At 57.6% G+C, this 14,199-nt stretch carries 13 protein-coding genes; 4 read left to right on the top strand and 9 right to left on the bottom strand.

The features are described 5' to 3' along the window. Positions 1-115: 115 nt before the first annotated feature. The 4 genes from mfd to FEM41_RS24565 all read left to right on the top strand — a co-directional run bounded on the left by mfd (position 116) and on the right by FEM41_RS24565 (position 6,364). Positions 116-3,562, top strand: coding sequence for a transcription-repair coupling factor (gene mfd / locus FEM41_RS15615; protein WP_138097081.1), 3,447 nt, complete (start codon positions 116-118; stop codon positions 3,560-3,562). 279 nt (positions 3,563-3,841) lie between these two features. Beyond that, entirely contained in the window at positions 3,842-4,813 is a 972-nt protein-coding gene (ldtC, locus tag FEM41_RS15605) for a L,D-transpeptidase LdtC (RefSeq protein WP_138097077.1), read from the top strand. A gap of 474 nt (positions 4,814-5,287) precedes the next feature. After that, positions 5,288-5,920 (top strand): TetR/AcrR family transcriptional regulator, encoded by a 633-nt coding sequence (locus tag FEM41_RS15600; protein WP_138097075.1) that lies wholly within the window; start codon positions 5,288-5,290, stop codon positions 5,918-5,920. Between the two features lie 294 nt (positions 5,921-6,214). After that, the gene (locus tag FEM41_RS24565; RefSeq protein ID WP_168198806.1) at positions 6,215-6,364 is read left to right on the top strand and encodes a hypothetical protein; all 150 of its coding nucleotides are present in this window, start codon (positions 6,215-6,217) and stop codon (positions 6,362-6,364) included. 10 nt (positions 6,365-6,374) lie between these two features. Here the strand turns inward: FEM41_RS24565 and FEM41_RS15595 are convergent, their stop codons facing one another. The 9 genes from FEM41_RS15595 to ptsG form a co-directional block, all read right to left on the bottom strand. After that, on the bottom strand, positions 6,375-6,914 hold the full coding sequence (locus FEM41_RS15595; RefSeq protein WP_138097073.1) for a glycine zipper 2TM domain-containing protein: 540 nt from the start codon (positions 6,912-6,914) through the stop codon (positions 6,375-6,377). 196 nt (positions 6,915-7,110) lie between these two features. Further along, complete coding sequence (locus FEM41_RS15590; protein ID WP_421804433.1) at positions 7,111-8,409, bottom strand: NAD(P)/FAD-dependent oxidoreductase; 1,299 nt, start codon at positions 8,407-8,409, stop codon at positions 7,111-7,113. A gap of 264 nt (positions 8,410-8,673) precedes the next feature. Next, complete coding sequence (gene ycfP, locus FEM41_RS15585; protein WP_138097069.1) at positions 8,674-9,216, bottom strand: alpha/beta hydrolase YcfP; 543 nt, start codon at positions 9,214-9,216, stop codon at positions 8,674-8,676. Positions 9,217-9,292: 76 nt separating this feature from the next. Continuing rightward, positions 9,293-10,318: a beta-N-acetylhexosaminidase gene (gene nagZ / locus FEM41_RS15580; protein WP_138099225.1), complete on the bottom strand. Its 1,026-nt coding sequence runs from the start codon at positions 10,316-10,318 to the stop codon at positions 9,293-9,295. Positions 10,319-10,320: 2 nt separating this feature from the next. Further along, positions 10,321-11,139, bottom strand: coding sequence for a thiamine kinase (gene thiK / locus FEM41_RS15575; protein WP_138099224.1), 819 nt, complete (start codon positions 11,137-11,139; stop codon positions 10,321-10,323). Position 11,140: 1 nt separating this feature from the next. After that, positions 11,141-11,773 (bottom strand): penicillin-binding protein activator LpoB, encoded by a 633-nt coding sequence (gene lpoB / locus FEM41_RS15570; RefSeq protein ID WP_421805460.1) that lies wholly within the window; start codon positions 11,771-11,773, stop codon positions 11,141-11,143. 13 nt (positions 11,774-11,786) lie between these two features. Next, a complete protein-coding gene (locus tag FEM41_RS15565; RefSeq protein ID WP_138097064.1) occupies positions 11,787-12,161 on the bottom strand; it encodes a YcfL family putative periplasmic lipoprotein in 375 nt (124 codons plus the stop codon). A 1-nt stretch (position 12,162) separates the two neighbouring features. Beyond that, positions 12,163-12,519, bottom strand: a complete 357-nt coding sequence (gene hinT, locus FEM41_RS15560) for a purine nucleoside phosphoramidase (protein ID WP_138097062.1) — start codon at positions 12,517-12,519, stop codon at positions 12,163-12,165. Positions 12,520-12,667: 148 nt separating this feature from the next. After that, positions 12,668-14,101: a PTS glucose transporter subunit IIBC gene (gene ptsG, locus FEM41_RS15555; RefSeq protein ID WP_138097060.1), complete on the bottom strand. Its 1,434-nt coding sequence runs from the start codon at positions 14,099-14,101 to the stop codon at positions 12,668-12,670. Positions 14,102-14,199 lie beyond the last annotated feature (98 nt).

The following is a 14,199-nucleotide window of genomic DNA, read 5'->3' as shown; positions in this document are numbered from 1 at the left end:
TGCCAACCGCAGCCGTTCGCGGATAATAACGCCCTGACAAATGAACCCTTTTCCGCACGCTGGCCGGGCCGCCTGGACGACGCGCGGCGCAAGCAGAGAGATTGCAGCCTCCTCTATGTCTGAAAAGAATCGATACAGCCTGCCTCTGAAAGCAGGTGACCAGCGCCAGTTGGGCGAACTCACCGGCGCGGCCTGTGGCCGTGAAGTAGCCAGTATTGCCGAACGCCATCCCGGCCCGGTGGTCCTGATTGCCCCCGATATGCAAAACGCCCTGCGCCTGCAGGATGAGGTCCGGCAGTTTACCGATGCACTGGTAATGAACCTCGCGGACTGGGAGACCCTGCCCTACGACAGCTTCTCGCCCCACCAGGAGATCGTTTCGGCCCGTCTGACCACCCTGTGGCAGCTCCCTTCGATGAGTCGTGGCGTGCTAATTTTACCGGTTAACACCCTGATGCAGCGGGTCTGCCCCCATAGCTATCTGAACGGTCACGCCCTGCTGATGCGCAAAGGCGAACGGCTGTCGCGTGACGGCCTGCGCGACAGGCTGGAGCAGGCGGGATATCGCCATGTCGACCAGGTGATGGAGCATGGCGAATATGCCACTCGCGGTGCTCTGCTGGATCTGTGGCCGATGGGTAGCGAACTCCCCTATCGGCTCGACTTCTTCGATGACGAAATCGACAGCCTGCGTCTGTTTGATCCCGACAGCCAGCGCACCCAGGAGGAGGTGGAGCAGATAAACCTGCTGCCGGCCCACGAATTCCCCACCGATAAAACAGCCATCGAACTGTTCCGAAGCCAGTGGCGCGACAACTTCGAAGTACGGCGCGATCCCGAACACGTGTATCAGCAGGTCAGCAAGGGGACGCTTCCGGCTGGTATCGAATACTGGCAGCCGCTGTTCTTTAACGAACCGCTGCGGGATCTGTTCAGCTATCTGCCTGCCAATACCCTGCTGGTGAATACCGGCGATCTGCAGGGCAGCGCCGAACGCTTCTGGCAGGAGGTTAACGCCCGCTATGAAAGCCGCCGCGTGGATCCGATGCGCCCTCTGCTTCCTCCGGAACGCCTGTGGCTGCGGCCGGATGACCTGTTTGGCGGGTTGAAACAGTGGCCGCGGGTACAGCTAAAAACCGACACCCTGCCCGATAAAGCGGCCTGCGTAAACCTGGGCTACCAGCCGCTGCCGGATCTCTCGGTTCAGCCCCAGAATAAAGCGCCGCTCGATAATCTGCGCCGCTTCCTGGAAGGCTTTGATGGTACGGTGATTTTCTCGGTAGAGAGCGAAGGCCGACGCGAGGCGCTGGGTGAACTGCTCGGGCGCATTAAAGTGGCGCCGAAGCGCATCTGGCGCCTGGACGAAGCCCGGCCTGGTGCCGCGTGGCTTATCCAGGGCGCCAGCGAGCACGGGTTTATCGATACCCTGCGTCATCAGGCGCTGATTTGCGAAAGCGATCTGCTGGGCGAGCGAGTCAGCCGCCGTCGCCAGGAAAACCGGCGTACCATCAACCCCGATACCCTGATCCGCAACCTGGCGGAGCTGCATCCCGGCCAGCCGGTAGTGCATCTGGAACACGGAGTTGGCCGCTATGTGGGAATGATCACCCTGGAAGCGGGCGGCATCACTGGTGAATACCTGATGCTCAGCTACGCCGGGGATGCCAAACTCTATGTCCCTGTTTCGTCACTGCATCTGATTAGCCGCTACGCCGGCGGCGCCGAGGAGAATGCCCCGCTGCACAAACTGGGCAGCGACGCCTGGTCCCGGGCGCGCCAGAAAGCGGCGGAAAAAGTGCGCGACGTGGCGGCGGAACTGCTGGATATCTACGCTCAGCGCGCCGCCAAACCCGGCTTCGGCTTTAAGCATGACCGCGAACAGTATCAGCTGTTCTGCGACAGTTTCCCGTTCGAGACCACGCCGGATCAGGCCCAGGCCATCAATGCCGTATTGAGCGATATGTGCCAACCGCTGGCGATGGACCGGCTGGTATGCGGCGATGTGGGCTTCGGTAAGACCGAAGTCGCCATGCGCGCCGCCTTCCTCGCCGTGGAAAACCACAAGCAGGTGGCGGTGCTGGTGCCCACCACCCTGCTGGCCCAGCAGCACTTCGACAACTTCCGCGACCGCTTCGCCAACTGGCCGGTACGCATCGAAATGCTGTCGCGCTTTCGTAGCGCCAAAGAGCAGGCCCAGGTGCTGGAGCAGACCGCCGAGGGTAAGGTCGATATTCTGATCGGCACCCACAAGCTGCTGGGCAGCGAGCTGAAATGGCGCGATCTGGGGCTGCTTATCGTCGACGAAGAGCACCGCTTCGGCGTACGTCATAAGGAGCGCATTAAGGCAATGCGCGCCGACGTCGATATCCTGACCCTGACTGCCACGCCGATCCCGCGTACCCTGAATATGGCCATGAGCGGCATGCGCGATCTGTCGATTATCGCCACCCCACCGGCTCGCCGGCTGGCGGTCAAAACCTTTGTGCGCGAGTACGACAGTCTGGTGGTGCGCGAAGCTATCCTGCGTGAGGTGCTGCGCGGCGGCCAGGTCTACTACCTGTATAACGATGTAGAAAATATTCAGAAGGCGGCCCAGCGTCTTGCAGAGCTGGTTCCCGAAGCGCGTATCGCCGTGGGCCACGGGCAGATGCGCGAACGCGAACTGGAGCGGGTGATGAACGACTTCCATCATCAGCGCTTCAACGTGCTGGTCTGCACCACCATTATCGAGACCGGCATCGATATCCCCAGCGCCAACACCATTATTATCGAGCGGGCCGATCACTTCGGCCTGGCCCAGCTCCACCAGCTACGCGGCCGCGTAGGCCGCTCCCACCACCAGGCCTACGCCTGGCTGCTGACGCCGCATCCAAAGGCGATGACCGCCGATGCCCAGAAGCGGCTGGAGGCAATCGCCTCACTGGAAGATCTGGGCGCCGGATTCGCGCTGGCGACCCACGATCTGGAGATTCGCGGCGCCGGTGAGCTGCTGGGCGAGGATCAGAGCGGTCAGATGGAGACCATCGGCTTCTCACTCTATATGGAGCTACTGGAAAATGCCGTCGATGCGCTAAAAGCGGGACGCGAGCCGTCGCTGGAGGATCTGACCAGCCAGCAAACCGAAGTGGAGCTGCGCATGCCGTCGCTGCTGCCGGACGACTTTATCCCGGACGTCAATACCCGGCTTTCGCTCTACAAGCGTATCGCCAGCGCCACCGACAGCGACGAACTGAACGAAATCAAAGTAGAGCTTATCGATCGCTTCGGGCTGTTGCCGGATCCCGCCCGCAATCTGCTGGATATCGCTGCACTGCGCCAGCAGGCTCGCAAGCTGGGGATCCGCAAGCTGGAGGCTAATGAAAAAGGCGGCGTGATGGAGTTCAACGAAAAGAACCACGTCGACCCCGGCTGGCTTATCGGCCTTCTCCAGAAAGAGCCCCAGCATTACCGGCTGGACGGCCCGACCCGCCTGCGCTTTATGCGCGAGCTGGAAGAGCGCACCGCACGGATGGAGTGGATCCGCGGCTTTGTGCGTCAGCTTGAAGAGCACGCCATTCCCTGACGTACACGGATGTTACGGTGCCCGTGAGACTGATGATAAACCAGGGCCGAACGCGTTCGGCCCTGGAATCACCAGAAAAATAAACGAGGAAAATCAACTCATTGATTTTCGTCCGATAACCACAAAGAGGGAAAAAAACCATTTTTTCCCTCTTTGTCATCAACCTGACGGGCGCTACGGCGCCCGTCTTCTTTTTACAAAACATTGCACATCGCCTGGATTTCCCGACAGCGCATTACAGATAATTCGCACACAGGAAATCTAACGGAGTTTCGCGCAATGATGGTACCTGCACGCCTTTCCCGCTGGCTAAGCGGGCTTACCCTGTGCGCCGCCATGGCGCTCAGCGCCCTGCCCGCCAGCGCCAATACTTACCCGCTCCCTGCATCAGGTAGCCGACTGGTGGGGGAAAATCTCTACCATCAGGTAGAGCCCGGCGGCGGCTCGCTGGAAGAGATCGCCAGGAAATATAATGTCGGCTTTCTGGCCCTGATGCAGGCCAACCCTGGGGTCGATCCCTGGGTACCGCGCCCCGGCAGCATTCTGACCATTCCGCGCCAGGTGCTACTGCCGGACGAGCCACGTAAGGGGATCGTTATCAATCTGGCAGAGCTCCGGCTCTACTATTATCCGCCCGGTAAAAACGAGGTGGTGATTTATCCGATTGGTATCGGCCAGCTCGATGGTAACACCGTCACGCCCACCATGAAGACCGTGGTGTCGCAGAAGCGCGCCAACCCAACCTGGACGCCCACGGCCAATATTCGCGCCCGCTATAAAGCAAAAGGCATCGAGCTACCGGCGGTCGTCCCCGCGGGTCCGGACAATCCGATGGGCCATCACGCTATCCGTCTGGCCGCTTACGGCGGGGTTTATCTGCTGCACGGCACTAATGCCGACTTCGGTATCGGGATGCGCGTCAGCTCTGGCTGTATTCGCCTGCGCGATAACGATATCAAATGGCTGTTTAATACCCTGCCGGTCGGTACGCCAGTCAATATCATCAATACGCCGATTAAAGCATCGCTGGAGCCGGACGGCCGCCATCTGGTGGAGGTGCATCAACCGCTATCGAAACGCCTGGAGGACGATCCCCAGACCCTACCGATTCCGCTGAATAGTGCCATGAAGGCGTTCCGTGACAGCCCGGTCACCGAGCGTGCCGTATTCGATAAAGCACTGAATATTCGTTCCGGTATGCCGATTGAGGTCGGTCATGATATGCAACCGACTCAGCCCCATAAAATCTAAAAAAAAGCCACCCCCAGGGAGGGGCGGCTAACTTAATGAAAGGCCTTGCGTTAAAACAAGGCCTTTTTTAGTGGCATATATAAGGGTTAAGCGTTTTGAGGGAAAACGCTTATAGGGTTAACGGCGTATCGCGGTGGGTTTAACACGACAGCCGCCCGGACGTTTGACCGTGTTCAGACCAGTCTGGCGCCCGTTTCAACATCCCCTGCTTCTGATATGGATTCAGTCAGGAGGGACTGACAAAAATCCCGGAAGCAAAGGCGATGAAAGCAGTTAATCTCTATTAAGTTAACGATCGATAACTTAATAATAAGGGTGATCATAATCACAGTCAACCTGGCCATTAATGAATATCGAACTAATTGTTATCAAAAAGTGTCTTTAAAGGGATTTATCCGACCCGCCATACGCTGGTAGCGACTGGCGAATCTTTTTATAATAGCGGGCCACACAACAATAAGGTTAGACGGCACTATGACATCAGCAACAGGCTATGCCAGACGGAGCCGCGGCCGGCCAAAAGTTTTCGACAGGGACGCTGCGCTTGATAAGGCTATGGCCCTCTTCTGGCAACATGGTTATGAAGCCACTTCCATGGCGCACCTGGTGGAGGCGACCGGGGCCAAGGCACCTACGCTGTACGCAGAGTTCACCAATAAAGAAGGGTTGTTCCGCGCGGCGCTGGACCACTACATCGCCCGCTTTATTGAAACAAACGAAGCCCTGCTGTTCGCCACCGATAAGTCGCTGGAACAGGCGCTGGGCGACTATTTTGGCGCTATCGCTCGCTTCTTCACCAGCAAAGAGACGCCCAACGGCTGCTTTATTATCAGCACTTCGTCAGCGCTGGCGGCCTCTTCAGAAGACATTGCCCACACTATCAAAGCACGGCATGCCCGCCAGGCCCAAACAATAACGCGCTTTTTACAGCAGCGTCAGCAGCAGGGTGAGATACCATTACAGTGTAACATTCATCATCTGTCCGACTATTTGTGCTGTGTTTTGCAGGGGATGTCGGTCAGCGCCCGGGAAGGTATTAACCTCACCTCACTGATGCGGGTGGTTGAAACTACGCTGCGCATATTACCAGAACTTATCAAAAACTAAACGGGTGCGGTGCCCCGCCGCCCCCATCATTTCGCTATATCGCACATTTTTGCCATTACCCTCTCCTTTCATAAGGAAAATCTCATTAATTAACCTTACCTTTTACATTGATAGTCAATTAAGGGTAAGGTATTCGCATTCGCAACAATACCTCATCAGGCGCTGTTTCTTCGGTGGATTCATCGATATAGCGCCAAATGCACGATGTCTCTGACGGCAAAAATAATAAGCATTCTTAATCGCCCTTCGTTCGGTGCGACGGCATCGTGCGCTCAAAATAAGAAGGAATACAAAATGTTTTTACTGCTGCCCCTGATTTGGGTACTGGTTGGAATCGTTGTGCTCTGTGGACTGTGGCTGGTGTGTGGCAGCTCACTTATTTTTGTGGTGCTGTCGGTGGCGGTTACTCTGGCGCTGCTGGTGCGCCAGAATAACCAGCTATAGATAAACGGGCTCAGCTCTTCTGATTAAGCACCAGTTGCCCGTTTTCATCCAGGGGGATCTGGCTACCAGGCTCGTGCTCAGTACGCACTTTCCCCTGGCGATCGCCGATTTTGTAAGTCACGTCGTAGCCAATCATCTTCTCTGATTTGTCATAAACGGTCTTACAGCGCTGCTGGGTGGTGGTGTAGGTATCATTATCCTGCATGGCACCCTGGATCTGGTGACCGGCATAACCGCCACCCAGCGCGCCGGCAACTGTCGCCACATCTTTACCACGACCGCCGCCAAACTGATGACCAATCACCCCCCCGGCTACGGCGCCAAGCGCTGAACCGATCAGGCGATTTTCATCCTGTACCGGACGGCGATGGGTGACGTTAACGTTCTGGCATACTTTGCGTGGCGTTTTTACCGTCTCTTTGATCGGCGTGGCGGAAACTACCTGGGCATACTGAGGCCCACGGTTAAAAACATCCATGCTGGCGACCGCGGCAACGCCCAGCGCGCCCACTACGCCAATCCCTATCCCCGCTAGCATTGATTTATTCACAGGACCTCCTTCTTGCTGCGTTAATGCTAACAATTTTGCAACGTGAAGGCCGGTTTAACAAATCAGAAAGCGGATCAAAAATGCGAGATTATATTGATTTAGCGGCTATTTAGGAGTTATCCCAGAAAATAACGGCCGATAAAACAGAAGATTATGCTGCTCCCTCCGGGTTCGGAGGGAGCGGACGGCAGGTCGATCAGTGCAGTTTAAGACGCGGGCGAATCACCCGGTTAATACTGCCCACCAGCATCATCAGGCCGGTCTTAAAGTAGCCGTGCAGCGCAATCTGATGCATGCGATAGAGCGAAATGTACACCATACGCGCCATGCGCCCTTCCACCATCATGGAGCCGCGCATCAGGTTACCCATCAGGCTACCCACGGTAGAGAATTTCGACAGCGACACCAGCGAGCCGTGATCCTTATAGACATAGTCATGCAGCGGCTTGCCTTTCATCTGCGCCAGAATGTTTTTCAGCGCGCAGCTCGCCATCTGATGCGCCGCCTGAGCGCGCGGCGGTACAAATCCGCCTTCCGTGCGCGCGCAGGAGGCGCAGTCGCCAATGGCATAGATATCCGGATCGCGCGTGGTTTGAAGCGTCGGCTCGACCACCAGTTGGTTGATACGGTTGGTTTCCAGACCGCCAATCTCTTTCATAAAGTCCGGCGCTTTGATGCCCGCGGCCCATACCATCAGATCGGCCTGAATAAAGTCGCCGTCTTTGGTGTGCAGGCCATCCGGTGTGGCGCTGGTGACCATGGTCTGGGTTCTGACATTAACCCCGAGTTTGGTCAGCTCGCTGGCAGCGGCAGAGGAGATACGAGGCGGCAGCGCCGGTAGAATACGTTCACCCGCTTCCACCAGCGTCACATTCAGCGCCTCGCCGGTCAGTCCCTTAAAGCCGTAGCTATGCAGCTGCTGCACCGCATTATACAGTTCTGCAGAGAGTTCAACGCCGGTCGCCCCGCCGCCAACGATAGCGATATTCACTTTGCCGCTGGCGCCAAAGTTGACCGAGTATTTCAGGAACAGGTTAAGCATCTCCTGGTGGAAACGCCGCGCCTGGGAAGGGTTATCCAGGAAGATGCAGTTTTCCCGAACCCCCGGGGTATTGAAGTCGTTAGAGGTGCTGCCCAGCGCCATCACCAGGGTGTCGTAGGGAATACGACGCTCGGGTACCAGCAGCTCACCCTTCTCGTCGTGCAGCGCCGCCAGAGCGACGGTTTTCGCTTCCCGGTCGATATCCATCACCGATCCCATCTGGAACTGGAAGTGATGGTGACGGGCGTGGGCCAGATAGCTCAGGGCATCCACCCCTTCATCCAGAGAGCCGGTCGCCACTTCATGCAGCAGCGGCTTCCACAGGTGGCTGTGATTGCGATCCACCAGCGTGATTTTTGCTTTCTTGCTACGCCCCAGCTTTTTACCCAGCTGCGTCGCCAGTTCCAGACCACCGGCGCCACCGCCGACGATCACAATGCGTTTTACAGTCATAGACAACGTGACCTCTCAAAATCATTACCAATCGTTAACTAAACGTGACCAGAAGGAGCGCTTAATTAACGACAGGACGCTAACTGAATCGATACAAGCTGTTCGCATCATAGCATGGCTGGCCCATTGGTCATACCAACTTTGATATACATCAAAGTTTTCCGCTTAAAAGATAGACAGGCTTCCGGAAAGGCGATCTACAGAGAGAATATCAGCGAGGAATTCGGGGCCAGCCGTTGCGTCAGCCCCGTGAAGGAACGGGCCTCAGCCCAGGGTTTTAAAGGCCTGAATACGCTGCAGATGGGGCGAGATGCTTTTGAACTTATGGGTCTGCTCTTCGTCCCAGACAATTTCGTAGTAATGGTGTAATAGTTCCGCCGTACGCTGGCTGTCCAGCGCTTCATCGTTACGCGACAGGATAGTCAGGCAGCGATCGCGGTTCTTTTCCCGAAAGTTTTCCACGCATTTGGTGGCGATATCTTCATACTCTTCGGGCCGGTCAATCTTACCTTCCATATTTTCATGCGGATAAAGATTGGGGTTGAAAATCACCTGGCGAATATCGCACAGAAAACCAATGCGCTCCGCCCAGTAACCACCCAGCCCCACCCCGCAGATCAGCGGCCGCTCATCGACGTTGAGCTGTAGCATTTTGTCCACTTCGCGCAGCAGGTGCTGCATATCGTGTTTGGGGTGCAGCGTGCTGTAACTGATTAACCGGACATCCGGGTCGATAAACTGCAGCTGCAGCACTTTCTCGTGGTTGCCGGGGCTGTTGGAATCAAAACCGTGTAAGTAAATAATCATTGCATCCTCACCACTTCCTTATTCCCTTGTCGTTTCGGGCCGCAGTGCGGCCCGCCTCTCCAGCGCCATAAGCCGCTTAGCGTGCCGCTTTTTCCGCCTGCCAGCGTTCATGGAGCGCCGTCAGCTGCGCCGACACCCGCTTCCAGCGCCCGGAGGCCATCAGCGTCTCGCGCGTCACAGAACCGGAGTGATACAGCGCGGTGACGCGTGGCGCCGTTACCGGAGCGAGATTGTCCAGTACGGAAGTCGCCCCTTTACGATTATTACAGACCAGAATCATATCGCAACCCGCGTCCAGCGCCGCCTGGCCGCGCTGAGCGTAATCGCCCATGATCGCCGCGCCTTCCATCGATAGATCGTCAGAGAAGATCACGCCATCGAAGCCCAGCTCGCCGCGCAGGATCTGTTTAAGCCACACCGGCGAACCGCTGGCGGGACGTTGATCGACTGCGCTGTAGATCACATGGGCAGGCATGACCGCATCCAGCTTGTTACGCGCGATCAGTTCGCAGAACACCCTCATATCGCGGGCGCGGATTTCGGATTCGCTACGGGGATCGCACGGGGTTTCCTTATGGGAGTCGGCGCTGACCGCGCCGTGGCCCGGAAAGTGTTTACCGGTGCTCTTCATGCCCGCTTCACGCATCCCATCGATAGCGTTTTCCGCCATCACCTGTACCTGATGCGGCTCGTCACCCCACGCCCGTTCACCAATAGCGGCGCTGACATGCCCGACATCAAGCACCGGCGCAAAGCTGATGTCGATATCCATGGCAATCATTTCGCTGGCCATCAGCCAACCCGCCTCGCGGGCCAGTTCCGCCCCCTGCTCCATGCCCAGCAGCGCCGCATAGGACTGCGCCGCCGGTAGCGCGGTGAAGCCGTCGCGAAAGCGCTGTACCCGCCCCCCTTCCTGATCCACCGCCACCACCAGTCGGTTACGGGATGCGGCGCGAATCTGGCGTACCAGCTCACGAAGCTGCTCAGGGTCATGATAGTTACGGGTAAAAATAATCAGCCCGCCGACCAGCGGGTGCTGCAGAATCTCACGTTCTTCCGCGTCCAGCTCAAAGCCAGCCACGTCCAACATTACCGGGCCCACGCTCACCACTTTTGCTCCTCTGTCTGCAGATGGCGCCATGCGTCATCCGCCAGTTGAATAAATTGTTGTTGCCCCGTCTGCCGCCAGCGGCACTCATACCAGCTGGCCATTAACAGACCAACCCAGGGGCGCCATCGGGCCACCTGGCGCGCCAGATTCTGCGAATCGAGCCGCGCCTGTACGCCATAATGCGTTACCAGCCGCTGAGCCTCGCCGGCACTCATACCGGAAATTAGCGCCGCCAGCTCCAGAGCCACGTCGCCGTCACCAGCGTACTCCCAGTCGATCAACCGCAAACGCTGCCCCTGGCGAATCAGATTACCGGGGTGAACATCCATATGCAGCGGAGCCAGCCTGAGCGGCCTGGGCTCCCCGCGGCGCTGTAGCCGCTTTAACTTACGCAGCCAGCCGGGCGAACGCCGCGACGGATGCGCCGCCAGCCAGTAATGCTCCAGCAGCCCGGAGACCGAAACAGGCCAGCCGTACAGCGGCTGATGGTGCAAATCATACAGCAGACGCGCCAGGGCCGGGAGCGGCGGAAAGGCATCGCTCTGTTCTCCCGCGATCCATTCGCTCAACAGCCAGCCGTCGGCCAACAGTCTGGGGCGCGGCCCAATAGCGGCTGGCTGTAGCCGCTTCAGCGCCCGGTACTGGCGGCTCAGTGTCACCCCGGGCATCGCCGGTACCGGCGCCTGCCGCGCCGCCAGCAGGCCGTCCGGTAGCCGGATTCGCATACTGCCGCTGCTTAGCCCGGCGACAGAAATAACACCGGCGGCATCAGCCGCCGGAAAATGTCTGGCAAGTAACACATCCAGCGTCATATTACTGCGTGCGTTCAACGCTACCTTTGCCTGACCAGATAATTTCACCGGTCTGCACCAACATCAGCTGCATCGCCAGCGTCGGCGTATTCACATTACCTGTGGCGCTGGTGTAGAGCACATACTGAGCCCCCACGTTACGCGCAATGCCAATCGCCTTACTACGGCTGCCCAGGCTGTCCTGTGCTGAAAGCCCCAACTGCTGTTTGGCCATGGCCAACTGCTGAGCGCCCACCAGGGTGAATTTCCCGTTGTTGGCCAGCGCATTGCGCAGCGCCTCGGTGGCTTTCGCCGACGGCAGGCTGCCATTGGTGCGGTTATTAACGCTATCCACCAGCAGCACGCTGCCTGGGGTAACGCCATCCGCCTGTAGCATCTTCGCCACCATTGGCTGCGCGGCCTGCTCCCAGTTCCAGGTACGCTCCGGCGCAGGCGGCGGCGTTTCCGGCTGCGTCACCGGGCCCGGCTGTTCCGGTACCTCAGGCACTTGAGGAACCTGCGGCTGCGGCGCAGGTTGTTCAGGCGTTGGCTTCGCCTCTTCAACCGGTGCCGGTTGCCCGGTATCGCGGATACCACAGCCCACCAGGACCAGTGCCGTTGAAACCACAATCAGATAACGATGGATTCCCTTAATCAAAATTCACCCCTCAGAGCCAGATATTAAGGCGCACCTTGTGAGCGCCCATAAAGTTGCCGCTGGAGCCGATGGACACGCTGGAGTGCGGCGGCACCATAATGCTGCGCGGCTGTTCCAGCGGGTGCATCTCCAGTCCCTTGGCGTCATACCAGTAGAAACGGTAGTTAACTTTTATCGCTTTGCCGCGCTCATTGTACAGACGCGATACGGCAACCGGTTGAATATCCCTGCTGGAAAAATCCGGTTTATCGGCAGTAATTCCCGCCGCCAGCACGGTGGATTCCATCACCAGCGTCTGGCGATCGTTAACCGGAATGCCGGGATCGGAGGAGCATCCCGTCAGCGCGAGCAACAGCGCAGCAACAGACACCGCACGCAGCGTCATCTTACTGCCCTTTCGTCAGCAGCGGTCCCAGCGGGCGGCCACCAAGCAGGTGCATATGAATATGATAGACCTCCTGTCCGGCATGGCGATTACAGTTAACAATCAGTCGATAGCCGTCTTCAGCAATCCCTTCCTGTTCGGCGATCTTCGCCGCCACCGTCATCATCCGCCCCAGCGCCAGTTCATGCTCTTCCTTTACATCGTTAACGGTCGGAATCAGCACATTGGGGATAATTAAGATGTGGCTCGGGGCCTGAGGAGAGATATCGCGAAACGCGGTAACCAGGTCGTCCTGCCAGACAACATCCGCGGGAATTTCGCGGCGAATGATTTTACTGAAAATGGTTTCTTCAGCCATGACGGTTTCCTTTTATATGAACCTGACTGGAGTATGAGCGAGTTAATCCTTTTCTTTCAACCTCTACGCCACTTTTCACTGACCATTTGCTGCGCTTTAAAACAAAAAGAGGCCCCTGAGGGCCTCTTCGTGTCTCCCCAAACCGGGGTTAACTATTACGGATGTAGTCATCCATTTCGGTTTTCAGGTTATCGGACTTGGTGCCGAAGATAGCCTGAACGCCGGAGCCTGCCACCACCACGCCAGCGGCGCCAAGCTGCTTCAGGCCCGCCTGGTCAACTTTAGCCACATCGGCCACGCTGACGCGCAGACGGGTAATACAGGCATCCAGGTTAGTGATGTTGTCTTTACCGCCGAAAGCCTTAACCAGCGCGGGTGCCATGGTGCCTTCCGCTGCGGTCTGGGTTTCGGTGCTATTGTCTTCGCGACCCGGAGTTTTCAGGTCCAGCGCTTTAATCAACACGCGGAAGATGGTGTAGTACACCGCCGCGTAGCCCAGACCGATAATCGGGAACAGCCACAGCTTGCTGCCGTTGCCGCTCAGAACGATAAAGTCGATCAGACCGTGCGAGAAGCTGGTGCCATCGCGCATTCCCAGCAGAATACAGATCGGGAAAGCCAGGCCAGCCAGAATCGCGTGAATGATGTAAAGCACCGGCGCCACGAACATGAAGGAGAACTCGATCGGCTCGGTAATCCCGGTCAGGAACGCGGTCAGTGCGGCAGAGATCATGATACCGCCCACTTTAGCGCGGTTTTCCGGTTTCGCGGAGTGCCAGATAGCAATCGCCGCAGCCGGCAGGCCGTACATTTTGAACAGGAAGCCGCCAGAGAGTTTACCGGCAGTCGGGTCACCCGCCATATAACGCGGGATGTCTCCGTGGAACACCTGACCTGCGCTGTTGACGTATTCGCCAATCTGCATCTGGAAAGGAACGTTCCAGATATGGTGCAGACCGAACGGCACCAGGCAGCGTTCAATAAAGCCGTAGATACCGAACGCCACTACCGGGTTCTGATAAGCGGCCCACTGCGAGAAGGTCTGAATCGCGCTACCGATCGGCGGCCAGATAAAGGAGAGGATCACGCCGAAGACAATGGCGGTCAGACCCGAGATAATCGGCACAAAGCGCTTGCCCGCGAAGAAGCCCAGATACTCAGGGAGCTTGATGCGATAAAAGCGGTTAAACATATAGGCCGCGATGGCGCCGGCGATAATACCGCCAAGAACCCCGGTATCGGCCAGATGCTGGCTGGCAATCTCTTCCGCTGACTGGTGCAGAACCAGCGGCGCCACGACGGCCATGGTTTTCACCATGATGCCATAGGCTACAACGGCTGCCAGGCCGGATACGCCATCGTTATTGGTAAAGCCCAGTGCGACACCAATAGCAAAGATCAGAGGCATGTTGGCGAATACGGAACCGCCCGCTTCCGCCATAACGTGGGAAACAACTGCCGGCAACCAGCTGAAGTTTGCGGAACCGACGCCCAGCAGGATACCTGCAACGGGCAGTACGGATACCGGCAGCATCAGCGATTTACCCACCTTTTGCAGGTTAGCAAATGCATTTTTAAACATAATTGTGAGTGCTCCTGAGTAGTAGTGCTCTTTTTTCGCTTACGCGTGCCCCGCGGGGAGAAGCGGGACCGGTGCAGGGTATCTGAGTGCCCTTTTAT

Origin of the sequence: Jejubacter calystegiae (genome assembly GCF_005671395.1) — a bacterium.
Lineage (GTDB): Bacteria > Pseudomonadota > Gammaproteobacteria > Enterobacterales > Enterobacteriaceae > Jejubacter > Jejubacter calystegiae.
Note: the sequence above shows the minus strand (reverse complement) of the source record. Positions and strands in the feature narration are given on the sequence as shown.

Bases quoted from the DNA above. Each gene is read 5' to 3' on its own strand.
- mfd (WP_138097081.1), top strand. From the start codon at position 116: ATGTCTGAAAAGAATCGATACAGCCTGCCTCTGAAAGCAGGTGACCAG.
- ldtC (WP_138097077.1), top strand. From the start codon at position 3,842: ATGATGGTACCTGCACGCCTTTCCCGCTGGCTAAGCGGGCTTACCCTG.
- FEM41_RS15600 (WP_138097075.1), top strand. From the start codon at position 5,288: ATGACATCAGCAACAGGCTATGCCAGACGGAGCCGCGGCCGGCCAAAA.
- FEM41_RS24565 (WP_168198806.1), top strand. From the start codon at position 6,215: ATGTTTTTACTGCTGCCCCTGATTTGGGTACTGGTTGGAATCGTTGTG.
- FEM41_RS15590 (WP_421804433.1), bottom strand. From the start codon at position 8,409: ATGACTGTAAAACGCATTGTGATCGTCGGCGGTGGCGCCGGTGGTCTG.
- ycfP (WP_138097069.1), bottom strand. From the start codon at position 9,216: ATGATTATTTACTTACACGGTTTTGATTCCAACAGCCCCGGCAACCAC.
- thiK (WP_138099224.1), bottom strand. From the start codon at position 11,139: ATGACGCTGGATGTGTTACTTGCCAGACATTTTCCGGCGGCTGATGCC.
- FEM41_RS15565 (WP_138097064.1), bottom strand. From the start codon at position 12,161: ATGACGCTGCGTGCGGTGTCTGTTGCTGCGCTGTTGCTCGCGCTGACG.
- hinT (WP_138097062.1), bottom strand. From the start codon at position 12,519: ATGGCTGAAGAAACCATTTTCAGTAAAATCATTCGCCGCGAAATTCCC.
- ptsG (WP_138097060.1), bottom strand. From the start codon at position 14,101: ATGTTTAAAAATGCATTTGCTAACCTGCAAAAGGTGGGTAAATCGCTG.